Raw genomic sequence first — 26,449 nt, 5'->3', positions numbered from 1 at the left:
TTCAGCCCCAACGTTTCTTTAACCCGATACGGTACGCTTCCGGATATGGTAGAACATACCCGTACGTTGGGATTCCGTGTCGCCTTCGCGATAGGACTGGGGACGATGATTGCCGCGGGTATTTTCTCGCTTTCCGGAACTGCTGTCGCGGCGATCGGCAGTAACGCTATCATCTCGTTCGTCATCGCGGCGGCCATCGCGGGGGTGACGGCGGCCTCGTATTCCGAGTTCGCCTCCATCTACGCCGAAAACGGCGGTGGATACCTGTTTTCGTCGCGCACGTTCGAGGACGACCGCCTGCTCTTCGCGGTCGGCGCCTCCCTGTTTTTGGGGTATTCCGCGACGACCGCGTTCTACCTCGCCACGATGGGCGAGTGGTTTCACCAGTTCATCATCCCGCATGGAATCTCGATTCCGCACGGGACGGTTGCCATCGCCACCGCAATCCTCCTCGGGGTGTTGAACGCCCGTGGAACCGAGGAGAGCGGGACGTTTCAGGTACTCGTCACGGGCGCGAAAGTCGCCGTCCTGCTCGCGTTCATCGGTGGTGCGCTCGCCTATCAAGCACCGGCCGAAACGGTCGATACCTTCGTCGGTGGCTTCGCGAAGGGGAGTCCGACGGGAATCGTCTCCATCGCCGCCGTCGCGTTCATCACGTTCTTCGGGTTCTCGGCCATCGCGGCCAGCGCGGGTGAGATCATCGATCCAAAGGAGACGGTGCCGAAAGCGATCGGCGCGAGCATTGTGACCGTCACCGTGCTGTACATCTTCGTCATCGTGGCGATGATGAACTCGCCGACGGATCCGCAGATCATCGCCAATCAGGGCGAAACCGCGATGGGGAAGGTCGCGGCGGATTTCCTCGGTTCGTTCGGAAAATGGCTCATCGTTGCTGGAGCCATCTTCAGCATGGTTAGCGCCTCGAACGCCTCGATTCTCGCGGCCAGCGGAATCGGGTCACTGATGGGGCGACAGGGACAGGCACCTCGGAAGTTCTCGCGCATCCATCCCGAGTACGGGACGCCGCTTTGGAGCGTCGCCGCCTGTACGGGGACTATCGTCGCGCTCGTGCTGACGTTCATCGCGCTGTTTCCGGCCGACGGTGGATTCGGTCCACTCCATCTGGGTCTCGAAGCACTGACCGGATTTGCCAACCTGAACCTGCTCGCGCCGCTTGCGGTCGTCAACGTCGCGCTCATCCTCTCCCGGCGTCGGTTCCCGGAGATGGAACGACCGCTCGAAGTGCCGTTCGTCCCGTGGTTGCCGATACTCGGCGTGTTGGCGAACCTCGCGCTCATCACGAACCTTCCGCCTCGCGGAATTGCGGTCGGCATCGCCATCGAGGCGCTCCTCGTCGTGGCGTATCTCGCCTGGGGCGGCGCGCCGAACGTGGACGAGATGATCTCGCGAACCGTTCCCGCGCGTTCGCCGACGACGAACGGCGGGGAATCCGACGACGACAGATATCGCGTTCTCGTCCCCGTCGAGCGAATGCACCGTGCGCCCGAACACGTGCGTTTGGCCGGACGAGTCGGGTCCCTCCGCGGCGAGAACCCCGTCGTTCAAATCGTCAACGTCACGCAAATCCCCGAACAGACCCCGGGCGAGAGCGTCGAGGACGTCGCCGACGCACGGGCGGACCGACTGCTCGAAATCATGGACGACGCCGACGTGGACGTGGAGTACACCGTCGAAGGGCACATCTGTCGGAGCGTCTCCTTCGACATCCTCCACACTGCCCGCGAGGACGACGCCGACCTGATTCTGATGGGATATCCGGACGAACACGAGGACATCGCCGAGGAAGTCGAGTACGATTCGCCCTGCGACGTGCTGTTCGTGGACGGGTTCACGGCCGAGTCGTCGCTCGACACCGTCACCGTCGGTGCTGGCGGTGGTCCACACCACAGCACGGCGCTTTCCCTCGTTAACGAACTCGGACGAAGCGGGTCCGACGTTCACGTCGTCAGCGTCACGCCTGGTGGAGAAGGTGGCACTGCGGAGGACATCGAGGAGACGCTCTCGGAACTCGGAGACGTTCCGTCGGTACACAGTCACGAAACGTCGTCCGATACGGTTGCGGAAGGACTCGTCGCGGAAACCGCGGAGCGCGGCGGCGTCCTCGTTATCGGGGCGTCACGCACCCGCCTACTGAAACGATGGGTCTTCGGCAGTACGCCCGACCGCGTCGTCTCGTACGCCAAACTCGCGGGTGTTCCCGTTATCGTCTGCTCGCACCCGACTGGCGTCTCCGGACGGTTGGAAGATGCGCTGTTTCCACTCTACCGGACGCTCCGTAAGTTCGGACGCGATCGCACAAAAGAAGCCGAGCCGAGTTCGAGTTAAATCTCCTCGTGAATCCAGTAGTGGGCGATATGGTTCGCGTCCACCCAGTGGATTTCGTCGTCGGCCTCGATTTTGATGTACGGTTCTTCCTCGAACTCGACGTTGTGGGTGTGGAGTTCGAGTTCCTCGCCACCAGCCGTCTTCACCATGATTTCGCCTTTCTTCTCCAACTCCGCTTCCAGTCGCTGGTAGATTTCCGTCATCGGTCTGTCCTCCATCGGAAGGAACCGTGGGAACGACGAAAAATTTTGTTGCCAACGCCGTCAGGAAATCGATACAAAAGACGAACGAAAGGGGAGATGGGAATCGGTTGGGATGGACCGCGGCTGCTGCGGTGGGGCGACGGTCGTATCGGAGTCGGCAGTCCCCACCGACGACACCGTATCGGTATCGAACCACGATTTTCGCTCCTCGTGTCGATGGCGAAGGTTGATTAATGGCGGATTCCAAAACCCACCTAATGGCACGGACAGCGCAGAAAGTGGAATCGCTCATCGCCGAGGACGCGGCGATGGCCGACGCCCTCTCGGTCGTGTACGAACACACCGACGAAGGATCGGACGAGGTCGAGTGGAGCGACGTGAGCGACGACATCACGAGCGGCCAGTGGGGTCGCATGATAGAGAAGGGTATCCTCGTGGATGGCGACCGCGGATTCGAACTCGCCGACCCCGACGCGGTCGGAAGCGCGCTCGACGGTTCGAGCGGGGGTACCACGTCCACGTCATCCACCGACGTGGACGACGTGGAAGGGACGACGTGGTCGAAATGGGACAAACTCGCGGCGGTGGCCAGTATCGGCCTGTTCGCGGGCTACTCCATCAATTCGGTTCGGAACGTCGTCGGCGGTGCGGTCGATGTCTTCTTGGGTCCGGTCGAGTCGACGCTTCCGTTCTACGTCGTCATCATGATCCTCGCCATGCTGACTGGACTCTACTCCACGCTCTTGCAGGACAACCTGATGAACATGGAGAAGATGGGCGCGTACCAGGAACGGATGAAGGACATCCAAAAGCGCCAGAAGGAGGCCAAAGAGCGCGGCGACGAGCAGGCGATGGAGCGCATCCGCGAGGAGCAGATGGAAGCCATGGGCGACCAGGCGGGCATGTTCAAGGAGCAGTTCCGCCCGATGGTCTGGACGATGTTCATCACCATCCCCGTCTTCCTCTGGATGTACTGGCGGATCAGCGACAAGACGGGGTCGGTCCTCCCGACGAAGATCGTTCTTCCATTCGTAGGCGAAGCAGGGTGGCAAACCGGCGTCATCGGCCCGATGCAGGCGTGGATCGTCTGGTACTTCCTCTGCTCGATGGCGTTCACGCAACTCATCCGCAAGGCGTTGAACATCCAGACGACGCCGACGTAAGTTCAAAACCTCTTTCTTGGTTCCCGTTCGAGAGGGAATATGCTACTGACAGTCTCCGGTCCACCGGGGAGTGGGAAGAGTACGACCGCCGAGGGACTCGCCGAGATTTTCGGACTCGAACACGTGAGCGGCGGCGATATCTTTCGCGAACTCGCCGCGGAGCGCGACCTCACGCCGCTGGAGTTCAACAAACTCGCCGAAGAAGACGAGGAGATCGACCGCGATTTGGACAGACGACTCCGCGAAATCGCCGTCGAACGCGACGATGTCGTCCTCGAATCCCGCCTCGCGGGATGGCTCGCCGGGGAGCACGCCGATTTCCGGATCTGGCTGGACGCTCCGCTCGACGTTCGTGCGGCTCGAATCGCCGACCGAGAGGAGAAAGCCGTCGAACAGGCGGCGACCGAAACCCGTGCTCGTGCGGGCAGTGAGGCACAGCGATACGATGAGTATTACAACATCGACATCACCGACCTCACCATCTACGACCTGAGTATCAACACCGCGCGGTGGGACCCCGAGGACGTGCTCGACATGCTGACGACCGCCGTCGAGGATTACGACCCGTCGGCAGACGAAGGCAAGTACCCGATTACCGGCGTCTCGTACGACTTCTAATGACGCTTCGCGCCCCACCAGACGACCGTTCGCCCGAGGAACTCCTCGAATTCGGCGTCATCAACCTCGACAAATCGCCCGGTCCGTCCGCCCATCAGGTCGCGGCATGGGTTCGTGACCGCTGTGACGTGGAGCAGGCGGCCCACGCCGGGACCCTCGACCCCAAGGTAACGGGTTGTTTGCCGGTGCTGACCGGCGTCGCAACTCGTGTCTCACAGGTGTTTCTCGAAGGGGCGAAGGAGTACGTCTCCGTGCTCGAACTGCACGACGAACCGCCGGGCGACATCGAAGCCATCGTCGAAGAGTTCGAAGCCCCGCTGTATCAGAAACCACCGCGAAAGAGCGCCGTCTCCCGCCGACTTCGCGTGCGCGAGATTTACGAACTGGACGTGCTCGAAGTCCGCGACAGACAGGCGCTCTTGCGGATTCGCTGTGAAAGTGGTACCTACATCCGAAAGCTCAGTCACGACATCGGACTCGCGCTTGGTACCGGCGCACACATGGGGCATCTCCGCCGAACCGGAACCGACCCCTTCGACGACACCGACCTCGTTACCCTACACGACCTCTCGGACGCCCTCGAACGATGGCGGGAAACGGGGAAGGACGACTGGCTGCGCGAAATCGTCCACCCGGCGGAGCGCGCGCTGACACACCTCCCGTCGGTAACCATCGCTCCGAACGCGGCCGTCCAGGTCGCAAACGGCGCACCGGTGTACGCACCCGGCGTAATCGACGCGGACGATGCGGAACGCGACCAACTCGTCGCCTGTTTTACGCCGAACGGCACGGCAGTCTGTCTCGGACGGATGGTCGGCGATGCCGACGCGGAGACGGACGAAGTCGTCGCGCTGGAGCGCGTGCTGGTGTGATCACCCCGGGTTCCATACTGTCGAAAAATCATCGTTTGTCTAACTATTTTGTCAATAAATGCCCCATGGCTTCCACAAAAGGGGTTTATCTATATATCTTCTCAGTGATGCTATGGACCGGCGGACGTCCTTCGCTGGATTTTCTTCCGTGAATATGGCGACCGTCGGCTTGCGCAGCATCGGTGCGCTCACGACGGTGACGTCCGAGAACCGAGGGCCACCGATTTCGAGGGAAAACCTCGACGCGTACGATTCGGTATTCGGTCGGACTTTTTCACGACACGGAACGGGTGTGATACATCGACGGTGGAAACGACGTCGGAGGGGTCGAGTTAAGGACGACGTCGACGGTCCCCTCAATCCGTGCTGTCGAACTCCTCCCGGGGGTGTCAAAAACCTGGGCACATCACCGGTTCGTTTCCCTCTCACTGCCGCTACACGCGATTTTTTACTTCCGGCCGAGAACCTCCGGGTATGAAAATCGGCACCGCGGAATCCTCCCCCGGCGAACTCGCCACCGGATGGTTCGACGTTACCGACCTCCCGACCGGCACTCCGGAACGACTCCCCGTACTCATCGCGGAGGGCGAAGAGGACGGCCCAACGCTCTGGATTACGGCTTCGATTCACGGCAACGAAGTGACCGCACTCGCCACCGCACAGGACGTGATGAAAGAGCGCCTCGAATCCCGGATTCGAGGCACTGTCGTCTGTCTTCCGAACCTCAACCCCGCCGGTCTGCGGCAGACGTCCCGAACGTCCCCCTATCACGGTGACGACCCGAACAGATACTTTCCGGACCCGGACGCCGATAGCTCACGCCCACCGCGCGTACAGGAACTCATCGACGGGCGGATTTACGACGCGTTCGAGGATTCCGCCGACGTGCTTATCGACCTCCACACAGCCCAAGTCGGGTCGATTCCGTTCGTGATTCGGGACCGGGTTCTCCACGGCAGCGAGCGAACCGAGGACGAAGCAAATCGACTCGTCGACGAACTCGAACGGCTGGTAGACGCCTACGACTTCCCGGTCATCAACGAGTACGCCGCCGAGGAGTACGTCGAACAGAATCTCCAGCGCTCGACAGCGGGGGCCGCCCTCAACAACGCCGGAATCCCGGCCTTCACCGTCGAACTCGGCGGGTTCGAGGTTGTAGCGGAGGATATCCGCGAACACGGCGTGACTGGGCTACTGAACGTCATGCGCGAACTCGACATGCTCCCGGGTGGTCCGGATCCGACCGGTCTCGACGCGCCCGTCGATTACCCGGTCAAGCGGGCGGTCCATCCTCACACCGACACGGCCGGAATCGTCCGCCATCGTGTCGAGGCGGGTGATTCCTTCGAGCAGGGTGACGTTATCGCGGACATCGTAACGCCCCACGGCGACACGAAAACGTCGATAGAGAGCGACCACGACGGCTACGTCGTTGGCCGATATCACGGCGTTTCGGCCTACGAAAACGACCCCGTAGCCAGTCTTGCGGTGCGTGACGATGGTGACCTCGTCGTTCCGAGAGAGCAGGAGTGAAGCGAAGGGCTTAACTCACGCACTCGCCTTTTCCGAAATGCCGCGGGACCGTGGGGTAGTGGTATCCTCTGCGGATGGGGTCCGTAGGACTCGAGTTCGACTCTCGGCGGTCCCACTTTTTGCGAAACACGGACGTAAGGGAAAAATCCAACCGAATGCCGAGTGCCGCATAGCGCAACGCACATGAACGAAGTGGGCGGAAGCGTCCCGGATACCGACCATCTCCTTCGGCGCACACCACTCCCGAACGACGAACAACGACCCGTACTGGGCGAACGTCGGTATCTCGTACCATCGATTTGGCTTCGTTCGAACGGCAATAAGCGAACCATCGTCGTTTCGGGGTTACCGAATCTTACGAACGTTACTGATGTCCAATCCGTCGTCTTGAATCTCGATTTCGAAGCGAATGATATCTTCCTCTTCGATTCGAGAGAGGACGCCCCGGAACTCACGAACGAACATCGTTCGCGCGCGTTCGTTGCCGCCGCGCTCCCATTCGAAACTGATGGTTCCATCGGTCGCACCCATCAGTTCGCCTATCTGCGTGCTCGTCAGACTTTCCTGGTCGAGAAGCACGAGAATCAGGCCGTTCCACGACTGCGAGGCCTTTTTCATTCCCTTCAACAGCATCGGAATCTCGTGCCAGTCAACCTGCTCGTCAGGGAGGGACACGAGATCGGTAAGCGAGTCGATGACGACGAGGTTGTCGGATGCGTGCTTCGTGAGATACTCACCGAGGGCTTCGAGGATGTCCCGGCGGTCGTGGCTCCTCCCGAGGTCGGCGATGGTACGTCGCCGTTCGACGTACCAGTCGTGGGGAATCGGACTCAGCTGAAAATATTCGGTCGAGAGATCTTCGAACCGAACCGCCTCGAACGCGGGCGACACGAGTTCCTCGTCGATGGTATGCGTGACCTCTGCGTGAATCTCCCTAGAGCTGGCGGTAAATGAAATATAATGGACCGCTCGTGGAAGCGTGGCACGCGAATCGACTGCTCCGTAATGAAGGTCGAAAAGGGTCGAGTTCGCGTGTCCGAGGGCGTTCATCATCGCGCTGGTGTACGCGAACTCGCGCGCACCCGCCCCGGCATCACCTGCCAAGAGAACGACGCTTCCAGGTGGGGACCCCCCGCCGACGAGCGAATCGAACTGTGAAACGCCGAACGGAATTCTGTTCATGTGGGTGACAATCGGGCCTACTGCTTACCGTTTACGCTCGCGCCGCTGTTCCGTGGCCGAGCAACCAGCACGTCGCCGCCGACCCCCGCCGAATCGAGCGCCAGTTGTGCGACTTCGACCGCTCTGTCCGCCCGATTTCGCGTCGTCACGCCGTATACGGCAGGTCCCCACGAGGACTGACCCGCACCGAAAATCGCGGGGGATTCTTCCATCAGCGTCACGAGTTCACCGACCGGCGGACGATAGACACCACCCTGTTCGTCGGCGTACCAAGCACCGTTCAACCGGCCGATTTCGGCCACTGCATTCCCGAATTCCACGGGGTCGTCGCGTGCGATTGCCGGAAGCGCTCGCCGAAGGAGCACTACGGAAATGTCGTTCGCGATGGTGGGGTCCGCCCGCTCGACGACGGTACGCATGCTCTCGTCCTCCTCGTCGCCGCTTCTCCCCGGTTCGGACTCGGGAAGCACGATGACGAATCGCCACTCCGGGGGAATCGGTCGACGGGCCACGATTGGTGGCACTGACCACTCGCCGCGACGAGGGCGGGCAGTCGTGAACCGCTCCGTCGGATGGCCCGCATCGACGACGAACCCGCCTCGCTCGAACGTCGAAACGCCGACGCCGCTTCTCCCGCCACGGTCGAGTTCGGGTGCGTTCTCGTGGATCATCGGCTGGCGGTCGTACGCCCGCGCAACTGCGGCGAGGACCGTGAGCGCGAGCTGTGTTCCACTACCGAGTCCGACGTGGCTTGGCAGGGTTTCGTGCACTCGCAGATTCACGCCCGGAACGCCCAAAATATCCGTGGCACAGCGAGCGTACTCCCGTGCGCGGGAATCGTCGCATCGTAGCTCGTTTGCTGGATTTGCCTCGACTGAGACGATCGGTGATTCGAGCGCGACTCCAAGCCCGCCGTACAGTCGCTCGTGGGCGAGCGAGAGGTTCTGGAATCCGAAGTGGAGTCGCGCCCCGACCGTCACCTGTACCATACGTACACGTCAGTGGAAGGGAAAAAGCCGATTTCGGCAGTGGCAAATTACCGTGGTATCGCGTGTTTGCTACTCCATGTGGTTGAGCACGAACTCCGCGGCCCGCTTCGCACCGTTTTCGTGACTGGGTGCTTCCGGTGGATGGCGCACCGCCCGCAGGATGTGTGGAGTCGAGTGTTCGACCTGGAAGCCGCGAAGGCCTCTGCGTTCGATGACCCGTGAGACACCGTGTTGTTCGTCGGTGAAGGGGTAGATGATACACGGCGTTCCGGCGACGGCGGCCTCCATGACCGTGGAGTAGCCCGAACAGACGACCATGTCTGCTGACCGAATCCACGGAAGGAGCGACGCAGCACATTCCCAGTCGTCGTCGCCGACGAGCGTCACTGTGTGGCCCTCTTCCCGGAGCATTCGCGCGAGCTCACCGAAGTTCGTGGAGTAGGTACTCGGAACCACGAGAACGCCGACGTCGTCCGGCGCTTGTGCGCCGTTGGGTTCGAGTGCGATCGGTGGGATATGAACGACGCCTGGCGGGTCACCCTGGTCCGGCGGCCAGACGGCAGGATAGAGGAACGCACGGGCGACCGAGAGTTGATACTGATTCAACAACCACGTGAACGCTTCTTGGATCGCGGCGTCGTAGTAGGACGCGGCGTTGTGCGTGAGCACGTACAGTGGCGTGGCAGTGAACTGGGCCGCCATCGCGGCGAACATGTCGTCGGTAACGAGCGCTGCGGGGTCTTCCCGACGAAGCCATCGAGCAAAATCGAACACCCGTTTGAGACTGTTTGGAACGCTCCTCGTGACGACATCGAGAATCGACCCACCTTGATAGTCGCCGATATAATCGACTGTCGCCGGGCGGTACACTTCGTATCCGTTGTACTCGATAAACCGTGACCCGGGGCCACCACCGGCGAGAACGACGTCGGTTTCCGGCCCTTCCAGTGCCTGTGCCACGGCGAGCATCCGGGTCGCGTGACCAGCACCCTCCGGATAATGTGCGACGGCGACGGTCCGACTCATGGGGAACTCTCTACGGTGCCGCGGCAAGTATATTTGGATTTTGTGTTTGTAGTGGATAAATAGCAGACAGTAGAACACGACTGAATCCGAACGACGAGAGGTAACGTGCACCCCGAACGTAATGAATCGGTTGGAGGAGTCCGTACTGGGAGCGGTTTGTCAGCAGCGAACGAACCGGGTACCAGTTGCAATCAGGCGCAATCGATGACGAGGATGTCGCTGGCACCGCGTTGGAACTCGAACGGAACTGCCTTGATTTCGACGCCGTGGCCGTCTTCCTCTAACGCATCGAGAATTTCGTCCAATCGCGCGTACGGTGTTCCTTCGAAATCCGCAAGCGGGTAAACTCGAACCTCGTTTTCGGTTACCCGTGCGAGCTCACGGAGGGATTCGACGTGGAATTCGTGGCTCAGTCGGTCGGCGTAGAGCAACAGCAAATGCGCCGAGAGTGTGAGGGTGAACTCGTCATCCTCGAACGGAAGGCTCGGGAGTTTGGCGGGAACGTACCGTTCGGAGGCAAGACCGGCGGGGTAATCGTCGATGAACGTTTCGTATGCGTTCGTCCAGCGTTCTCGGACGCCGTCCACATTGCCGTAGAACTCCCATTCGAACAGGTCTTCGACGCCGTCGAAACCCTCAAGCGCCATCTCGATATCGACCTCGCCGCGTTCGTCGAGGTCGTCGTAATCCGATCGGTACATCACGTCCGCCCCGACCGCTGAAATTCCACGCTTCGTCGCTTCGGCGACGAAAGCGCAGGCCCCCGATGGACAGTCGAGAATCGAGGCGTCAGCGAGGTCGTCGAGGTCGAGGTCGAACATACGTACGTACTCATCGAGTGTGCGACCGATGAACGCCACATCCTCGATTTCATACGTCTCGGGCGATGAGTCGGGTTTTGTCAGTTTGTCTTCTATATTCATATGATAGTATAAATCATAATATATAATAAGAGTATGGGAAGAACTATACGAGACTCATAGTCCGATGACTGTAATTTCGACAGGGATTTTCGGAAGAAAGAGATCGCTATCGGTTGGTTGATCGAAATGAATCATCTATCCGCATAATTATATAGTTTGATAATAGTAAGATATTTAATATGGCTATCTGAACGGATATTTCATGGCGCAGACAATGACGGCAGATGCAGAAGTAAAGGGTGACTCGCTCTCCTCCATCGTCGAGGGTGTATCTCGACTCTCGGGTGCGTACCGAACCCGTGTTATCGATGTTCTCGAAAGTCACGGTATTCCGGAACCACAACAAGGCGAATGGTATTCGCTCGAAAACGCACTCGCCGCACTCGACGAACTCGTGGACTCTATCGGCCCACAAACGGTGAAGACGATCGGCAAGGAGATTCCGGAAACCGTCGAGTGGCCGCCGGCCATCGACAGCGTCGAAGCCGCATTGAACAGCCTCGATGACGTGTATCAAATGCACCACAAAGGCGATGTCGGCTATTACGAGTTCGAGAAGACCGGCGAGACGGGGGGACGAATGGTGTGTGATACGCCATACCCGTTGTCGATGGACCAGGGTATCGTCGAGGGAATTGCCAAGAAGTTCAACAGTAACGGCGCGTTCGTCGAAGTCGAGGAAGACGAGACGACGAACGAACGGACGTTCGACGTTTCTTGGTAGAACTCGATTCTCCTTCGAATCGTCCGATACTGAACTAACCAAGCGCGGCGTCAGGAAGGTGACCGGATCGGTCTCGTGGATGTACCAAGACAAATCGAATCGATTCCAGTTCCCTATCCGTCGATTCGAGTCGGTGTGTGGACGAGAAATTCCATTCTGGGACAGTATCGAACGCGGGGGCTCGCTTCCGGTTCGGTCAGTCCAACCGACTCGAACAGCGAATTCGCGCGTACATCGGCGGTGGTGGGGTACAGATACCAGGGGTCGTGTTCGATACGTGTCGTGAGTCCCGCCTGCGGGACGAACAGGCGGTAACGTTCCGCGAGGAAACTCCCGAGCGACCCCGAATTCGACGTGTATGCCGACCCTTCGGTGTCGTAGGTCGCCTCGAATTCCATCGGCGGTGCGCCCGGTTGAATACGCTGACTTCGAACGTGATAGTCGGTATCCACCTCCGTGGTGATATTCGCGTGATAGTACGGCAGTCGGTACGCTGTTCGTGCGATGCGAGTTGCGAGCCGACTGGCGGCATCGAGGCTTAGAAAGTAGACCCCCGGCGTGTGACCTAGCCGGACGTAGGTTCGGAAGTTGACCTGCGGAAACGTCAGTCCGAGTCGCGCTGGTACGCCCGGCGGTCGAGCCCGCTCGACAGTGGACGCGAGGGCGCTGACCCACGCTTGACCATCGTACGTGTCGAGTGCGAGCGAGTCCGGAACGGCGGTTCGAAGCGTGTCACGTTCGATCGGCCAGTGAACGAAGAGGCAGTCCCGCCACGCGAACTGGAGTGCACGCATGACGTTACGCCTGCAAAGAGCGCCAGCACGCGAGACAACAGAACGAAACGCTGGCCGACGTACCGATCGTAGCCATCGAAAGCAACGGAAAGAGTTCGGCACCGCCGACGGAAACCCCGAGACGCGAAAGCGTTCCGGATACGACTGCGTCCGCGAATGGAACCGTTCCCGCGAACAAAGAAACCAGGACGAATGCTTGCACTGCACGACCAGGTGGGAGAATGTTTCGAACCGTCTTCGTCTGCATTACTCGTCCCGTTATTATCACAATAAATTAATGTTGTGGCCGAGAACCGACGACTTAATAAGATGAACACCGAGTTTAATAAACATGGCACGACTGTCTCGAATCGGTCTTCTCGGATTCGGTACGCTCGTCATTCTCTCGGGCGTTGCGCTCTCGGTGGGGCTGTACAAGGTTCTCGCCGTTGCATGGGTCGCGTTCGGTGCGATGGCGGGTGCCGCCGTCCTCGGTTCACGAGCGGGTGAATCTACGCACGCGAGAAAGCTCGTCTGGGCGTTTGGACTGGCCAGCGGCGCGATGATAACTAGCGCCGCCGTTTTCCTCGTCCCTGGCGCGATCGGACACCATCCGGAATTCGGCGGTTTCGGTATCGCGTTCGGTATTTTAACCGGCTTCGGGGCGCACACCATCGGCCACCGACTGATGCACTTGGACGTTCCCTTCGACCACGCCGCGCTCGAACTGACCGCACATTCGCTTACCGCAGGGGCCATCATCGGACTCGTGTACGGTAACATGCCGGACCTCGGCCTACTGCTCGGACTCGCCATCGTTTCCCACAAGGGCCCCGCTGGCTACGTCGCCGCTCACCGCCTCCAACGCGCGGGCAAACCAGCCTCGGTTCTCCTCCTTCCCGCGGCCGGTGTCGGCATCACAGCCATCCTCTCTGGACTTCTCGACCTCCCCTCGACCGACGCGGTTAACGGTCTCGTGTTCGGCTTTGCGGCGGGCGTCTTCCTCCACGTCGCGATGGATTTCCTCCCGCGTTGTGAACTCGGCGGCGAAATCTACGAGGTCGCCCAACTCTCCGACGATGCACATCACCTCCTCGATAAACTCAGGACGCATGCGGTCGCCAGCACGACGCTCGGCGGTGCTGTCGTCTTCTTCTTCTGGTTGACTATCGCGCAACCCTGAGCGATACCGGTTTTTCGATCACGTCCGTAACGTTTGTCGTGGAGGTGTTATCCCGTGTTTTTCATCCCCGCCGCCACACCCGTCACCGTGAGCCTGAGTGCTCTGCGCTCCGTCTCGGTGAGATGCGTTTGTCGAAGGAGGTTCACCTGCAGGAGGTTGAGTGGGTCAACGTACGGATTTCGTCGGCCGAGGCTGTTTCGAAGCCATTCTCGTTCGAGCAGTTCGTCGCGTTCCGTGATGTCCGTAACGAGTTCGACACAACGTTCGTACTCCGCTTCCAACTGCGGGAAAAACGCCTCTCGAAGGTCGTCCGACGCGAGCGTGGCGTACTCTCGTGCGATTTCGAGATCCGTACGGGCGAGGGCCAGGGTCGCGTTGTCGAGCGTCGTCCGGAAGAACGGCCATTCTTCGTACATTTCCCGGAGGGTGTCGATCTCGCCGTCTTCGATCGCGGCATCGAGTCCAACGGCGAGGGCATACCACCCCGGGAGAATACAGCGGGACTGCGTCCACGAGAACACCCATGGAATCGCACGGAGGTCTTCCACGGTTCGTTCGCCGGACCGCGAGGCGGGGCGCGACCCGAGGTTGAGGTCCTCGATGACCTGTATCGGCGTCGTCTGCTCGAAATAGGTGACGAACCCCTCGGAGCCGAGGAGGTCGCGGTATGCATCACGGGCGGCGTCCGCGGCGATATCCATGAGGTTCGACCACTCGTCGGGCACCTCCTCACGGTCCCGTTGAAGCGATTCGTAGCGAGCCCGTATTTGGGCGTCCAGCATCTGTTCGACGTTGCGTTCTGCGATCGCGGGATTGGCGTACTTCTCCGCGATGGCTTCGCCCTGTTCGGTGAATTTCACCTGCCCGGACACGGTTTCGCGCGGAAGCGCGAGCAGCGCTTCGTTCATTGGACCACCGCCGCGGGAAATCGATCCGCCACGTCCGTGAAACAGGCGGAGCGCCACGTCGTACTCGGACGCGATTTCGGCGAGCCGTTTCTGATTCTTGTAGAGGCTCCAGTTCGCGGCGAGGAACCCGTTCTCCTTGTTCGAATCGGAGTAGCCGAGCATGATTTCTTGCGTCCATCCTCGGGCGTCGAGTGCGGCAGTGTAGGCTTCGTTCTCGAACAGCGTCCCGATGATCCGTCGAGCGCCCGAGAGGGCGTACTCGGTTTCGAGCAGTGGAACGACGTCCAGTCCACAGTACCCCGGCAAATCGACGATTCCGGCTTGATCGGCGAGAAACAGCACTTCGAGGACGTGACTCGCTTCTTCCGTCATGCTGATGCAGTAGGTGTCGATGGCTGACTGGCCGTACTCCCGCTGCCAATCGGCGGTTTCGGAAAACAGCGTCAGCACTCGTCCCGCGGTATCGGAGAGTCCGTCCGGGTCGAGGTCGATAATCGATTCGTCTTGCAAAATCGCATCGCTGAGCAGTTCGACACGTTCGTCCTCGTCCATCGAGTCGTAATCGAACCCTTCGCGGGCTAACGCCTCTGCGATCGCCGTCGTGTGATTCTCCTGATGGTCGCGCAAATCGAGCGATGCGAGCGAAAATCCGAACGTTTCGACGCATCGCAAAAGCGGATCGACTTCCGTTTCGACGACCGCCTCGCCGCCGTTTTGCCGGAGGCTGTCGGCAATCAGGGTGACATCTGCGAGCAGTTCGTCGGCATCGCCGTAACCGCCGGGTCGCACGTCGCCCACGCGGTCGATTCGTACACGCATCAACGCGAGCTTTTGCCGATACGGTTCGTCCGGATACCGTTCAGTCGCGGTTTTGGCGATGACGGGAAACCGTTCCCGGTCGCTGTCCAAACTCGCATCGAATCGATCGCCCGTCTCGACTCGGTCGCCGTCCTGACTGAGAACGCCGGACAGTCGTTTCAACTCGTCGCGGTACCGTTCCAGTACGACCTCGCGCTGCCGTTCGAGCGTCTCTGCCGTGATTTCCGGTGTAACGTACGGGTTGCCGTCGCGGTCGCTCCCGGCCCACGAGCGAAACGAGAACAGTTCCGGCACGTCGGCATCGAACGCCTCGCCAACCGTGTGGTCGAGTTCGTCGTACACTTCGCCGACGATGTCGAACAGGACGTTTTCGAGGTACCAGAGGACGTTTCTCGCTTCGTCCGTCACGTCCGGTCGTCGTTTTCTGACTTGTCGCGTCTCCCAGAGACCAGCGACCTCACTCTCCAGTTTTCGCTCCAACCGGGCTTGCTCCTGGTCGGTCAGTCTGCGCTCGTCCAGCTCGGCGAGCAGGGTTGCAACCGACCGAAGTTTCGCCTTTACGGTTTTCCGCCGTGCTTCCGTCGGATGAGCGGTGAACGTCGGAACGACACACACGTCGTTCAGTACCTGCTGAACGGTTTCCGGGTCGGCACCCTCCTCGGCTAGCGTTTCGGCTGTCGCACAGAGGCTATCGTCCAACGTTCCCTCCTGTGTTCCTTCGCGGATCGCCCGAACACGCTGGCGCTCTTCGGCTAGGTTGATGAGTTCGAAGTACGTCGCGAACGCTCGGGCGACGTGTCCCGCCAACTCCGGCGAGAGCTGGCTGATCTCGTCTCGAATCTCGTTCCGTGAACTCGTCTTACCGCGGCGATAATCGATGGATCCGGCACGCAGGGTCTCCACCGCCTCGAACGCTTCTTCCGACCCGAGGCGAGAGAGTACGTCGCCAAGCAGACCGCCGAGTTCGTGGACGTCTTGGCTTACGTCACGGGTATGTAATCGCATACCATATAGTGGTGGTCCCGACACCTAAAACGTCGGTCTGAAGTCAAAAACTGCGACTGTCAGTTGTACTCCCGCCAGCGGTAGCCACACTCCTTACATTTGAAAAAGCGCGTCGGCGGTTCGTCGGCGGAAGCGGTCTGTTTGATGGTGTACCACGCTTCGCCGTGGCCGCATTTGTCACAGGTGATGTCGGTTGCGGTCGGTTTCCCCTCGAAATCCGCGCCCTCTTCGGTTTCGATGACTTCCGAGTCGCCTTGTTCCTCGGTGGAGACGAACTCCTTCGCGCGCTCTTCGTCCTTTTCGGTCGTCGCCTGACAGTCGTCGTTCGCACAGACCATCTTCGATCCCATGGATTTCATCATGGACCCGCAGTCGTCGCAGAATTGCATGTCCGCGGATAGCGGGCCGAGACTCAAAAACACCACGTACTACGAAAGCACGAAAAGCATGTGAAGTAGATCGTCCCGGCCGACATACACTAATCCCGTAACTGCGACGTTGAATAGGAGCGCGCCGACCGTCGTGTAGACGACGAACTTCCAAAATCGCATCTCGGCGAAGCCCGCAAGAATCGAGATGATCGAACGAAGGACTGGCAGAAGACGACCCCAGAGGACGGAGTGTTCGCCCCATTTGCGAAACCAGCGACTCGCACGGTCTACCTCGTCGTCCGAAATCCGCAGATAGTCGCCGTACGTGTCGAGCGCTTCGTGTCCCCCGTGGCCGACGAGGTACGGGAAGAGACTGCCGACGGTCGTGCCAACCGTCATGGCGAGGACGAACAGGACGAACGAAACAGGGTCGCGAACCAACACGCCCGCCGCGGCGGGAACGACGAGTTCACTGGGTAGAAACGGAAACAACATCGAAGACTCTAGAAACGCGAATACGAAGACGGCGAGAAAGCCGTACTGGTGGATGAGAGAGATAGCCGTTTCAGTGAATCCGTTCATCTGGTGAGTGTAGTATCCTCGTCCACGACCATCGGGCAATCGGCCACGCGGAACTGCTCAGTGTCGACCATCGTAATGATATTTGTTCCCTCGTGCAGACAGTGAACGGTCGGCGGGTCGCCGAAATGTGGACAACCGTGACAGGTGGCTTTCGGAATCGTCCGAACGTCCCGGTCGTCCTCGCTCTCCTCGCGTGGTGCGGAGACGACGAGGTCACCGCTGTCTTCCGCCTCCAAGTCGGCCCACAGGTCGTCTGTGTCTTCTACGGTGGTTTCGGTGAAGACGTCGTCGAACTCCCCGGCGGTCCCCCCGCTATGTCGCCGTGATTCCGCTTCCGCCGCGAGCCTCGCGAGCGGTTCGTCGCTCCCCGCTGTGTCCCTCCTTTCAGTCTCCGCTCCGTCGGTCATTTCTCTGCTACCTCGTCCAGTAACTCGTCCACGGTAGTATCGAACGTGTCACCCTCCAACGCGGGTGGGCGACCGACGACCAACCGGTTCGAGCCGAAAAATCCCTGTTTCGGCTCGATATCCTCGAACGTCGCGTCGCAGTGCGGGCACGACGGTTCGGGTAGCAGTGAGACGGTGACGCTCGTCCCGCAGTCGCCGCAGTTGGCGCGTTCGACTCCGTGCCGATTCGCAGTGCGAGCGAGTTCGGCAACGGCAACCTGTGCCATGTTACGTGTGGCGAGGGTTCGCGTTTGGTCGCGAACCGAGACGAGTGCACGGGCGAGCACGTCGAGTCTGGTTTCCAGTTCGTCGGTCGTCTCGATTACGTAATCGAGCACCGATTCGTAGTTCTCGAACCCGCCGTCCATGCGTTCACGATTTTCGGCAACCCGTTCGCCGAGTGCATCGAGAGTTTCGACAGCCTGCTGAATCTCGTCCAGTTGTGCCTGCAGAACGGGATGGTCGTGGTCGGCGGGCGCTTTTTCGTCCGTTTCGCGTTTGACTTGCACGACGCGTTCGCGCACATCGATCAGTTTCGACATGAACTCGTCGCGCGGTGCGTCGAGTTCGCCGTCTCCTTCGCCGTCTTCGTCGAGTGTTCGATGAGCGACGAGCAAGTCCGAGAGCAGTTGCTGGCGGGAGCGTCCAAGTTCGGTTGCTTTCTCGTTTAGCCACTGCGATACCGAGTCGGGAAGCTCCGGCGTGACCGTCCGTCCTCCATCGTCACTCGCCATCGGATAGACTCCTTTTCTCACACATTTGACTTAACGTTTCGGCTCTACCCGATACCGAGAGTTGGCCGAAATATAAATAAGTTGAAAGATAAAACGATGGAACCATCGACGTGGTTTGCGGTTCTCGTTTACGGTCCCGTCTCGCTGAAGCGGACCATAGCGTCACGATGGAACGGTGTGCGCGTTGCAGCGCCGGACTCGGCTGCTTTCTCCGGCGTCTACCGTTCGCCGACGAAACCGACCGCGTTTTCTCGAATCCGCTACCGCGTCGCTTGTCGCCACTCCTTCAAGTCAACGATCTCACCGTTCACGCCCTCTGCCTCCGTCGCTACCCAAACGAACATTTCGGCGACCGCTTCGGGGTCTCGACCGTCTTCTCCCATCATTTCCGTGGCAACCACACCGGGGTCCAGTCCGACGACTGTCTGGTCGATTTCCGCCGAAAATCCGCGAACCAACGCCTCCACTCCCGCTTTCGATACGGCATATGAACCGTATCCCGCCATCGTTTTATGACCGATTCCGCCCGTCGGAACCACGACGCGAGCGTCTTCCGTGAGATGTGGCAACGACTCCCGAACCGTCGCAAACACTCCTCGACAGTTCGTCCGGAGCGTATCGTCGAAGGACGCGTATGCCTCGGACGTAAGTGGTGTTTCGCCCGGCGTTCCATGGTAGACGCCCGCGTTTGCTACGACTATGTCGATGCCTCCGTTGCCGACCCGGGCCGCGGTTTCCATCAGTCGCTCCGTGTCGTACTCGTCGCGCACGTCGCCCCGGAGTCCGACCGCGGTTCCACCCATCGCTTCGATATCCTCGACGGCCGCGTCTACCGCATCCGCGTTACGTCCGCAGAGCGCGACGCTCGCGCCTTTTCCGGCGAACGCACGCGATACCTGCAGCCCGATTCCTCGTGTTCCACCCGTGACGACCGCCGTCAATCCGTCCATGCGGGGTCAAACGGGTGGGCGTGTAAAACAGGTTTCCGTCGGGATTAACCGGATTCGACTCGTGGCGTACCCATGTACCGGCCGGGTCATTACGGTGTCGCGCTCGCGCTCTATGCGCCGATCGGCGGCGTTCTCGTCGCAGTTGGCCTCTTAGACCTCGCGCTCCTCGGTGGGAGTGGAGTTCTCGTTCTAACGATGCTCCCCGACCTCGATTCGAAGACGACCCGACTCGACCATCGTGGACCGACACACTCCCTCCTGTTCGCCCTTCTCGTCGGACTGGTTGCTGGTATCGTTGGTGGTCTTTTCGCCGGATTCACGAATGGGTTCCCCGCTGGTATGTGGTGTGCCCTGTTCGGGCTACTGATCGGTACGCTCGCTATCGTCTCTCATCTCCTCGCCGATGTGATAACTCCGATGGGAATTCGACCGTTCTGGCCCGTCTCCGACCGCCACTATACGCTCGCTATCACGCTATCGAGCGACCCGACGGCGAACTATCTGCTCTTCGCCGTCGGGGTGATGCTCGCAACGAGTGCCTGGGTTCTCGGCCGTAGTTTCGGTTAAGCCGTCGCGTCTTCCACGTTTTCCCGCATTTCGTCTTCGGCCGCGAATCGTAGACACCGTTTGAGACGTCGCGGTAATGGGTTCGGCTCGACGATGTTCGTTTCTCGGTCGTAGTTTACCAATGAAAACTGTTCGAGCTTTGGAAGATGGACGTGGTGCAGAGTTGTGACGAGCTGTTCCCGGCAAACGACGTCGCCTCCGCTGCAGTTTGCCGTCGCTACCCGTTTTCCCAACTCGGAAACGTTCATCGGGTTCGGATACTGACACAGAACGTACAATATTGCCCGTCGTTGGGGAGAGGTGAGGACTTCGAAGACATCGTCGAGCGATACGATTTCGTTTTGCCCCTCGGACGTACCACATTGATTCCGTTCGTCCACAGTTTGTACCATGTTCCTATACTAAAATACAAGACATAGGTATATAAAATTAACACTCTTTGCCGAAGTGATTCTCAGTGGTTGTCATTCCGATAGGTGTTCGTCAAGGAACGCAATCTCGTAGCCTACCACCGAGTCGAGTGTCGAGTCGTACACCTCGAAATGCCCGCCGGGAAGTTCGATATAGGGTGCGTCGGCTTTCTCCGCCGCCTCCTCGACCGAGGCTGCAGAAACGATTTCGTCGTCCCGCTCTGCCACGAAGAGTATCGGACACGGGACGTCCTCGACCACCGAAATCGGTCGGTAACGCGGAATATCGAAAAACACGCGCGCCGGAACCTCGTTTTCCCACACCGGTGGGTCGGGAACGAGATGCATCATACCCGCTTTCGCACCGGGCGTATTCATTACGGCGAACTCGCCCGTGTCGCCGACGACCGGTACGGTGTACGGACTCCGAAAAGTGTATTTCCGAACGATGTCGCGGATACCGGCAACCATCCCTTTCAGTAGCGTCTTCACTCCCGCATTCCGAGCAACCGTTCGTCCATCCACGAAGGGAACTTGCGCGATGACGGCGGTAATTCGGTGGTCTCCTGCCGCCGCTTCGATAACGTGACCACCGCTGTAGGATGTCCCCCACAATGCGATATTTCGCCGATCGATTGCGTCGAGACTGCGAACGTGATCGATGGCCGATTCCCAGTCGGCGACGTGCCGAGTCGAGCTCACGAGGTTTCTGGGTTCCCCGTCGCTATCCCCGAAGTTCCGATAGTCGAAGAGAAAGACCGCAATCCCGCTGGCGACGAACCGCTTTGCAATCGTCGGTAGACCGAACGTCCGCTCCCCGGCAAAGCCGTGCGCCATCACGACGACGGGTGGTTTCGTTTCGCCTTCCGGCGTGTACAGCCATCCCGCACATCGCGTGCCGTTGCTCTCGAAGTCAGCGTTGTTCTTCGCGTACCGCAGACGCGACAGTTCGCGCGTCTCCGACGACTCCTCGAACGCTTCGCCCGCCCGTGTACTCGTCATTGGGTTTCACCACGACGACGAGCGACATAAAACTCGGTTACCAGTTCATGAACGACAGTTCCTCCTTCTTTCCAGTCACTGCCCGCATCATACAGCCACGACATACCCACAGCTCCCCTGTGCGGCCGACTAACTTCGTCCCATTCGATTTGCGCGTTTCGCAGATGTCACAAACCCCCATACACGTCAGTCAACCTCGGTGACCATGACTCTCATGCCCATTCGACGGCGGGGTTTTTGTCGTCTCGATTCGTTTGATAGGACGACTCGAAGGCCATGTTGGAACAGTTGTTCGTCGAAGTCGTCGGACATAACCGCACTCTCTGGGGACTGGCTGGGGGCATCATCATCGCGGTGTTGAACACTCTCGGCGCACTCCTCGTCCTCATCTGGCAGAACCCTTCCGAACGCTCGCTGGACTCGGCACTGGGATTTGCCGCGGGCGTCATGCTATCCGCGAGTTTCACGAGCCTCATTCTCCCCGGTATCGACGCCGGTGGTATCGTTCCCGTCGTCGTCGGGTTCGCGCTCGGCGTCCTCGTTCTCGACCGGGCGGACCGGTGGGTACCCCATGTCCACGTCGTTATCACGGGCGACGTTCGATCGAACGGTACCAACGACCCCAGGACTGCCTCCATCCTCCTGTTCATCGTCGCCATCACGCTTCACAACATGCCCGAGGGACTCGCCGTCGGCGTCGGATTCGGGGGCGGCAATCTCGGGGATGCGCTCGCGCTGACGCTCGCGATCGGGATTCAAAACATTCCGGAAGGACTCGCAGTCGCCGTCGCCGCACGAAACGCCGGGCTGGGGTCGCTGTTCTACGCGTCGGTCGCGGGCATTCGGGCCGGACTGGTCGAGATTCCCCTCGCCGTCTTCGGTGCTCTCGCGGTACAGGTCGCGATGCCGATCCTCCCCTACGCGATGGGGTTCGCCGCTGGCGGTATGCTGTTCGTCATCAGCGACGAAATCGTCCCCGAGACACACGCTCGCGGAAACGAGCGTGCGGCGACTCTCGGAATGATGGTCGGTATCGTCGTGATGCTCTATCTCGACGTGACGCTCGGATCACTGTAGGACGGAGGGAGGTCGATTTCGTAACACTCACGACACGAACGTTCACTCGAAATATCCGGTCAGTTTCGCCTCGGGGTCGTCCGTTCCCCATGGCGGGTCGAACTCCTCGATGCTGAGTTGTGGGATGTGTTTCGCACAGTGGATGTACGCTTCCTCGACTTCGAGGACGACCCATCCCTTCAGTCGATCCGTCTTCGGGGGGTTCTCGATTTCGGGCACCTCCTCACGGAGCGAGGCGCGACCGTTGACGTGGAGTCCGACGGTGGTGTCCCACCAGTCGATGAAGAGCATCGTCGCGTGGGGGTTTTCCTCGATATTGCCCAACGAGGCGTGGACGCCGTTGCCGCGAAACTCGGGATACGCGAGTCGGTTCTCGTCTAATACGTGAACGAACCCTTCGGGTCCGATCCGCGGCGAACAGTCCGTTTCGCCGTTTCCATCCGCCGTCGAAAGGAAGAACATGATGCGGTCGTCGATGAACTCCTGCATCGTCCCGTTGACGTGGTCGTGCATGCTGTTTTCGTAAAACGCGAGCGCACGTTCCGCCGTTTCGAACTCCTCCTGCAGTTCGTGCTCCCCGTCGCTTCCCGGTCGTTTCGTCTCCCCCTCCGACGACTCGTTATCGTCTCCCGGCCGCCGCTGCTCGTCTTCCGGCCGCCTTCGTTCGTTTCTCGATCGCTTGCCGCCGTCCCCTAAACCCTTCCTGTCGCCGTTTTCTGGCGATTCCATAGCCGTTACTCGGGCGCATCGACGCAAATGGGTTGTCATTGTTCCGCCTCCTCGTCGGTCAGCACGAGGCCGCTGGTGTCCGTCGTCTCCGGTCGATTCCGTCGACCGTGAGGAAAACGTATCCCAGCGACGTGACTGAACGAGGGAAATCGCGCTTATGTTCCGGACCGTCGTCTACCGGGCGAGGATACGGAATCCGTTCGGCGGTGCAACTATCCTCGGTGGGGGACACAGATGACGCAATTGGAGGATTGGTTCGTTCGGGATACGGGGTTGAACGCCACACTGTCGTGGTTACTGCTCGGAATCGTCGCTTCGCTTGCCACAATAACTATCCTGTCCGACCAGTTGGTCGTGGCGGGGTTCGCGATAGCGATCGTCGCGGTGGGAATCGCTCCGGCCGTCGCCAGTCGGTCGTGGCGGGAGATGCTTCCGTTTCCGTTCCTCCTGGTTGCAGCCCTCCCACTTGCGGTGAGCGTTTTTCGCCCGGATGTCGCCACGGAGTTCGTCTCCGCGCTTTCCATCGCTACGCTGGCTCTGCTGCTCGTCGTGGATCTCCATCTGCTTACCGCCGTTCGGATGACGCCGGGGTTTGCGGTGTTTTTCGTCGTTATCACGACGATGGCAGTAGCCGGGTTCTGGGCGGTCGGTGCCGGCTTTGCACACGATATGTGGGGGACGCCGTTCGTGCGAACGAACGATCAGTTGATGTACGTTTTCATCGCAGCGACCGTGGGCGGACTTATCGCTGGGGGCGTTTTCCGCTGGTACTTCCGGCGACGGGAACGCGCCGACGCTCGTTTCGCGGAGGAGGTGGAGTACGCATGAAAATACGCGAACGGCTCCGCCTTTCGAAGGAGCGACAGGGCCAACTCGTCCGCGTGATGCAGATCGGACTCGTCGGAATCCTCGTCGCGGGGATTTGGCAGGGGAACACCGGGATTATCGTCAACGCGTTCCTCGGACTGGTCGTCACGCAACTGCCCGCGCTGTTGAAACGTGATTACGGCATCACGATGGATGTCGGCCTCGTCCTGTGGATTACCACCGCGATGTTCCTCCACGCGTTCGGCACGCTCCAGATTCCGGGAATCATCGACCTGAGTGCGTACAAGTCGGTGTGGTGGTGGGACCATATGACTCACGCGCTCTCCTCGTCGCTCGTCGCCGCGGCCGCGTACGCCACAGCACGCGCGATCGACGAGTATACCGATGGGCTGAACCTGACACCACGGTTCATGTTCATCTACCTGCTCGTGTTCGTCATGGCCTTCGGCGTCGTCTGGGAACTCATCGAGTTCCTCACGGCCGAAATCGGCCGTCTTCTCGACATCGGCAAAATCCTCACACAGTACGGATTGGACGACACGGTGCTCGATCTCTTCTACAACACGATGGGGGCGCTCATCGTCGCCATCTGGGGAACTGCGTACCTCTCCGGCGTAAGCAAACAGCTATCGGAGACGCTGTCGGGACGGACCGCGGAGTAACGTTTCGCTTCGAATGGTGAGAAAACCGGGTGGCAGATACCCTTTCGATGCTACTCAGTCGTCGCTGGTCACGTTGGGTTTCGAATGTTGTTTCGATCCCGGCTTCGCGGAGATGTTCTTGCGCTTCGCGTCTATCTCCGAGAACGCATAGACCAGTCCGAACAGCACCACGATTCCCAACGGAAGGAGCACGAGTGGACTGAGGTTCGTGAGCCCGTACAGCAGGTAGATAACCGCCGTCGCGATGAGGACGGTTCCTGCGTAGTACATCTGCGTGCGGACGTGGTCGATGTGGTCGGACCCCGCGAACGTCGATGCGAGGATGGTGGTGTCCGAAATTGGCGAACAGTTGTCACCGAAGATGGCACCGCTGAACATCGCACCGACGGCGACGGCGATGAACGATGGCGAATTGCCACCGATGTTCCATGCCAGTGGTATCACGATCGGCGTCATGATCGACATCGTTCCCCACGACGTACCGATGGCGAGGGAAATGAACGCCGAGGTGAGGAAGATGATGGCGGGGAGCTGTATCGGTGAGACGACTCCCTTGGCGAGTCCCGTGACGAATTGGCCGGTGCCGAGCGCGCTGGCAACGGAACCGATCGACCACGCCAGCACGAGGATACTGACCGCCGGAAGCATCGTTGCAAATCCGTCCAGAACCGTGTCCATCGTTTCATCGAGACTCATCGCATCGTGAACCTGCGACAGCACGATGGATGTCGCGACCATCCCGAACGAACCCCACACGAGTGCACCCGCGATGTCCGTGTTCTCGAATATCTGCACGAGATTTCGATCCGGAGCATACCCGGTTACCGCCGCACCGGTGATAACGGTGGCGACCAGCACGGATACTGGGAGGAAGAACATCCGAAGGGGTGCGTTGTCCAGTACGGGTTCTCCCAAGTCCTCTTTGATACTTTGGAGCGGATTCGCCTCTTCACGGATGACGTTTCCGGTGCGCTGTGCGCGGTTTTCGGCGTCGAGCATTTCGCCGAAATCCCGCTGTGTGACGACGATGATACCGACCATCGCCAACGCGAGTATCGAGTACATATTGAACGGGATACTCTGCAGGAACGTCGTGGCCGCAGTGGGTGTTTCCCCTTGGATGCCGAGTTCCTTGTACTGGTTCCTGATAAGGCCGATTTCGAACGCGACCCAGCTGGACAGCCCGATGGTCGCCATCGGCGCGGCGGTCGAGTCGAGGATGTACGCCAGCTTCTCGCGGGACATCCGCATCTCGTCGGCGATGTCCTTCATCGAACTGCCGACGATGGCGTTGTTGGCGTAATCGTCGAAGTTCCAGAGGAGTCCGAGCAACCACGTCGTAATGCCAGCTCTGCGGTGTGAATCGATTTTACGGGTGGCAAAGCGCGTAATCGCGAACGCACCACCTAACCGCCAAATAAGCGCGATGCCGGCCCCTAACAGCAGGGTAAACACGAGGATTTTCGCGTTGAACGTGCTCGCGCCGATGGAATCGATAATCCAGTCGAACATCTGTGCGACGCCGATACTGCCGGAGTAGATGATGCCACCGACCCAGACGCCGATGAACAGCGACAGCATTGCTCGGCGCGTGGCGATGGCCAATACGATAGCCAACAGCGGCGGTAACAGCGACAGTGCTCCGAAATCTGATGCCATGCTAAGCGGATACACACACCACACTAAAATCGGTTATTCATAATATATTTACCAGTTCAAAATAAATTAATAAGTTTGATTTAGAATAGAGCGTCTCAACGAGGATATCGCCATCGTCGAACCGGTCGTCTACGAACTCCGAGTGAAACGAGCTACCGGTCGGCG

At 59.8% G+C, this 26,449-nt stretch carries 28 protein-coding genes and 1 tRNA gene; 12 read left to right on the top strand and 17 right to left on the bottom strand.

All coding sequences use genetic code 11. The annotated features are described in order from the left end of the window. Positions 1 to 45 precede the first annotated feature (45 nt). Positions 46 to 2,346 carry an amino acid permease gene (locus OOF89_RS02760; protein ID WP_266078226.1) on the top strand — a complete coding sequence of 767 codons (2,301 nt, stop codon included), beginning with the start codon at positions 46 to 48 and terminating at the stop codon, positions 2,344 to 2,346. On the opposite strand, the gene OOF89_RS02755 is transcribed toward OOF89_RS02760, so the two are convergent. Then, a complete protein-coding gene (locus OOF89_RS02755) occupies positions 2,343 to 2,549 on the bottom strand; it encodes a hypothetical protein (RefSeq protein WP_266078224.1) in 207 nt (68 codons plus the stop codon). The genes OOF89_RS02760 and OOF89_RS02755 overlap by 4 nt on opposite strands. A 257-nt stretch (positions 2,550 to 2,806) precedes the next feature. On the opposite strand from OOF89_RS02755, the gene OOF89_RS02750 reads away from it, so the two are divergent. The 5 genes from OOF89_RS02750 to OOF89_RS02730 all read left to right on the top strand — a co-directional run bounded on the left by OOF89_RS02750 (position 2,807) and on the right by OOF89_RS02730 (position 6,850). Next, a complete protein-coding gene (locus OOF89_RS02750; RefSeq protein WP_266078223.1) occupies positions 2,807 to 3,712 on the top strand; it encodes a DUF106 domain-containing protein in 906 nt (301 codons plus the stop codon). Between the two features lie 39 nt (positions 3,713 to 3,751). Next, the gene (gene cmk, locus OOF89_RS02745; protein ID WP_266078221.1) at positions 3,752 to 4,330 is read left to right on the top strand and encodes a (d)CMP kinase; all 579 of its coding nucleotides are present in this window, start codon (positions 3,752 to 3,754) and stop codon (positions 4,328 to 4,330) included. Then, positions 4,330 to 5,202, top strand: a complete 873-nt coding sequence (locus tag OOF89_RS02740; protein WP_266078219.1) for an RNA-guided pseudouridylation complex pseudouridine synthase subunit Cbf5 — start codon at positions 4,330 to 4,332, stop codon at positions 5,200 to 5,202. Before cmk ends, OOF89_RS02740 begins: the two co-directional genes overlap by 1 nt. Positions 5,203 to 5,676: 474 nt before the next feature. Next, positions 5,677 to 6,735 carry a succinylglutamate desuccinylase/aspartoacylase family protein gene (locus OOF89_RS02735; protein WP_266078217.1) on the top strand — a complete coding sequence of 353 codons (1,059 nt, stop codon included), beginning with the start codon at positions 5,677 to 5,679 and terminating at the stop codon, positions 6,733 to 6,735. Positions 6,736 to 6,779: 44 nt separating this feature from the next. Next, positions 6,780 to 6,850, top strand: a tRNA-Pro gene (locus tag OOF89_RS02730). Between the two features lie 230 nt (positions 6,851 to 7,080). Here the strand turns inward: OOF89_RS02730 and OOF89_RS02725 are convergent. The 4 genes from OOF89_RS02725 to OOF89_RS02710 all read right to left on the bottom strand — a co-directional run bounded on the left by OOF89_RS02725 (position 7,081) and on the right by OOF89_RS02710 (position 10,855). Then, complete coding sequence (locus OOF89_RS02725) at positions 7,081 to 7,917, bottom strand: RAD55 family ATPase (protein ID WP_266078215.1); 837 nt, start codon at positions 7,915 to 7,917, stop codon at positions 7,081 to 7,083. A gap of 17 nt (positions 7,918 to 7,934) precedes the next feature. Continuing rightward, on the bottom strand, positions 7,935 to 8,906 hold the full coding sequence (locus tag OOF89_RS02720) for a beta-ribofuranosylaminobenzene 5'-phosphate synthase family protein (protein ID WP_266078213.1): 972 nt from the start codon (positions 8,904 to 8,906) through the stop codon (positions 7,935 to 7,937). A gap of 69 nt (positions 8,907 to 8,975) precedes the next feature. Continuing rightward, a complete protein-coding gene (locus OOF89_RS02715; RefSeq protein WP_266078211.1) occupies positions 8,976 to 9,932 on the bottom strand; it encodes a glycosyltransferase in 957 nt (318 codons plus the stop codon). 191 nt (positions 9,933 to 10,123) lie between these two features. Further along, positions 10,124 to 10,855 carry a hypothetical protein gene (locus tag OOF89_RS02710; RefSeq protein WP_266078209.1) on the bottom strand — a complete coding sequence of 244 codons (732 nt, stop codon included), beginning with the start codon at positions 10,853 to 10,855 and terminating at the stop codon, positions 10,124 to 10,126. A gap of 202 nt (positions 10,856 to 11,057) precedes the next feature. On the opposite strand from OOF89_RS02710, the gene OOF89_RS02705 reads away from it, so the two are divergent. After that, on the top strand, positions 11,058 to 11,579 hold the full coding sequence (locus OOF89_RS02705; RefSeq protein WP_266078207.1) for a hypothetical protein: 522 nt from the start codon (positions 11,058 to 11,060) through the stop codon (positions 11,577 to 11,579). Between the two features lie 113 nt (positions 11,580 to 11,692). On the opposite strand, the gene OOF89_RS02700 is transcribed toward OOF89_RS02705, so the two are convergent. Further along, positions 11,693 to 12,373 (bottom strand): YqjF family protein, encoded by a 681-nt coding sequence (locus OOF89_RS02700; RefSeq protein WP_266078205.1) that lies wholly within the window; start codon positions 12,371 to 12,373, stop codon positions 11,693 to 11,695. Between the two features lie 4 nt (positions 12,374 to 12,377). Continuing rightward, positions 12,378 to 12,620, bottom strand: coding sequence for a hypothetical protein (locus OOF89_RS02695; RefSeq protein WP_266078203.1), 243 nt, complete (start codon positions 12,618 to 12,620; stop codon positions 12,378 to 12,380). Between the two features lie 84 nt (positions 12,621 to 12,704). Here OOF89_RS02695 and OOF89_RS02690 point away from each other — a divergent pair, with 84 nt between their 5' ends. Further along, complete coding sequence (locus tag OOF89_RS02690; protein ID WP_266078201.1) at positions 12,705 to 13,535, top strand: ZIP family metal transporter; 831 nt, start codon at positions 12,705 to 12,707, stop codon at positions 13,533 to 13,535. A 47-nt stretch (positions 13,536 to 13,582) separates the two neighbouring features. On the opposite strand, the gene ppc is transcribed toward OOF89_RS02690, so the two are convergent. The 6 genes from ppc to OOF89_RS02660 all read right to left on the bottom strand — a co-directional run bounded on the left by ppc (position 13,583) and on the right by OOF89_RS02660 (position 19,350). Then, entirely contained in the window at positions 13,583 to 16,267 is a 2,685-nt protein-coding gene (ppc, locus tag OOF89_RS02685; protein WP_266078199.1) for a phosphoenolpyruvate carboxylase, read from the bottom strand. A gap of 59 nt (positions 16,268 to 16,326) precedes the next feature. Then, entirely contained in the window at positions 16,327 to 16,656 is a 330-nt protein-coding gene (locus OOF89_RS02680; RefSeq protein ID WP_266078198.1) for a transcription factor S, read from the bottom strand. Between the two features lie 39 nt (positions 16,657 to 16,695). Continuing rightward, positions 16,696 to 17,220, bottom strand: a complete 525-nt coding sequence (locus OOF89_RS02675) for a DedA family protein (protein WP_266078197.1) — start codon at positions 17,218 to 17,220, stop codon at positions 16,696 to 16,698. Then, complete coding sequence (locus OOF89_RS02670; protein ID WP_266078196.1) at positions 17,217 to 17,627, bottom strand: hypothetical protein; 411 nt, start codon at positions 17,625 to 17,627, stop codon at positions 17,217 to 17,219. Before OOF89_RS02670 ends, OOF89_RS02675 begins: the two co-directional genes overlap by 4 nt. Further along, positions 17,624 to 18,400: a magnesium transporter CorA family protein gene (locus OOF89_RS02665; RefSeq protein WP_266078195.1), complete on the bottom strand. Its 777-nt coding sequence runs from the start codon at positions 18,398 to 18,400 to the stop codon at positions 17,624 to 17,626. Before OOF89_RS02665 ends, OOF89_RS02670 begins: the two co-directional genes overlap by 4 nt. Positions 18,401 to 18,660: 260 nt before the next feature. Next, entirely contained in the window at positions 18,661 to 19,350 is a 690-nt protein-coding gene (locus OOF89_RS02660; protein WP_266078194.1) for an SDR family NAD(P)-dependent oxidoreductase, read from the bottom strand. 72 nt (positions 19,351 to 19,422) lie between these two features. Between OOF89_RS02660 and OOF89_RS02655 the strand changes: the two genes are divergently transcribed. Beyond that, positions 19,423 to 19,917: a metal-dependent hydrolase gene (locus tag OOF89_RS02655; protein ID WP_266078193.1), complete on the top strand. Its 495-nt coding sequence runs from the start codon at positions 19,423 to 19,425 to the stop codon at positions 19,915 to 19,917. Here the strand turns inward: OOF89_RS02655 and OOF89_RS02650 are convergent. Both OOF89_RS02650 and OOF89_RS02645 read right to left on the bottom strand, forming a co-directional pair. Next, entirely contained in the window at positions 19,914 to 20,309 is a 396-nt protein-coding gene (locus OOF89_RS02650) for a DUF7344 domain-containing protein (RefSeq protein ID WP_266078191.1), read from the bottom strand. The genes OOF89_RS02655 and OOF89_RS02650 overlap by 4 nt on opposite strands. 72 nt (positions 20,310 to 20,381) lie before the next feature. After that, entirely contained in the window at positions 20,382 to 21,329 is a 948-nt protein-coding gene (locus OOF89_RS02645; protein ID WP_266078189.1) for an alpha/beta hydrolase, read from the bottom strand. 276 nt (positions 21,330 to 21,605) lie between these two features. Between OOF89_RS02645 and OOF89_RS02640 the strand changes: the two genes are divergently transcribed. Then, entirely contained in the window at positions 21,606 to 22,406 is an 801-nt protein-coding gene (locus tag OOF89_RS02640; RefSeq protein WP_266078187.1) for a ZIP family metal transporter, read from the top strand. A gap of 42 nt (positions 22,407 to 22,448) precedes the next feature. Here the strand turns inward: OOF89_RS02640 and OOF89_RS02635 are convergent, their stop codons facing one another. Beyond that, positions 22,449 to 23,135, bottom strand: coding sequence for a pyridoxamine 5'-phosphate oxidase family protein (locus OOF89_RS02635; protein ID WP_266078185.1), 687 nt, complete (start codon positions 23,133 to 23,135; stop codon positions 22,449 to 22,451). Between the two features lie 234 nt (positions 23,136 to 23,369). On the opposite strand from OOF89_RS02635, the gene OOF89_RS02630 reads away from it, so the two are divergent. Both OOF89_RS02630 and OOF89_RS02625 read left to right on the top strand, forming a co-directional pair. Continuing rightward, positions 23,370 to 23,963 carry a hypothetical protein gene (locus OOF89_RS02630; RefSeq protein ID WP_266078183.1) on the top strand — a complete coding sequence of 198 codons (594 nt, stop codon included), beginning with the start codon at positions 23,370 to 23,372 and terminating at the stop codon, positions 23,961 to 23,963. Then, positions 23,960 to 24,625 carry a hypothetical protein gene (locus OOF89_RS02625; protein ID WP_266078181.1) on the top strand — a complete coding sequence of 222 codons (666 nt, stop codon included), beginning with the start codon at positions 23,960 to 23,962 and terminating at the stop codon, positions 24,623 to 24,625. The genes OOF89_RS02630 and OOF89_RS02625 overlap by 4 nt, the downstream gene beginning before the upstream one ends. A 54-nt stretch (positions 24,626 to 24,679) precedes the next feature. Here OOF89_RS02625 and OOF89_RS02620 read toward each other — a convergent pair whose 3' ends face one another. After that, complete coding sequence (locus tag OOF89_RS02620; RefSeq protein WP_266078179.1) at positions 24,680 to 26,284, bottom strand: Na+/H+ antiporter NhaC family protein; 1,605 nt, start codon at positions 26,282 to 26,284, stop codon at positions 24,680 to 24,682. Between the last annotated feature and the right edge of the window lie 165 nt (positions 26,285 to 26,449).

Source organism: Haladaptatus caseinilyticus (assembly GCF_026248685.1).
In the GTDB taxonomy this organism is placed as follows: Archaea; Halobacteriota; Halobacteria; order Halobacteriales; family Haladaptataceae; genus Haladaptatus; species Haladaptatus caseinilyticus.
The sequence above is the reverse complement of the archived record's forward strand: the minus strand, read 5'-3'. Positions and strand labels throughout refer to the sequence as shown.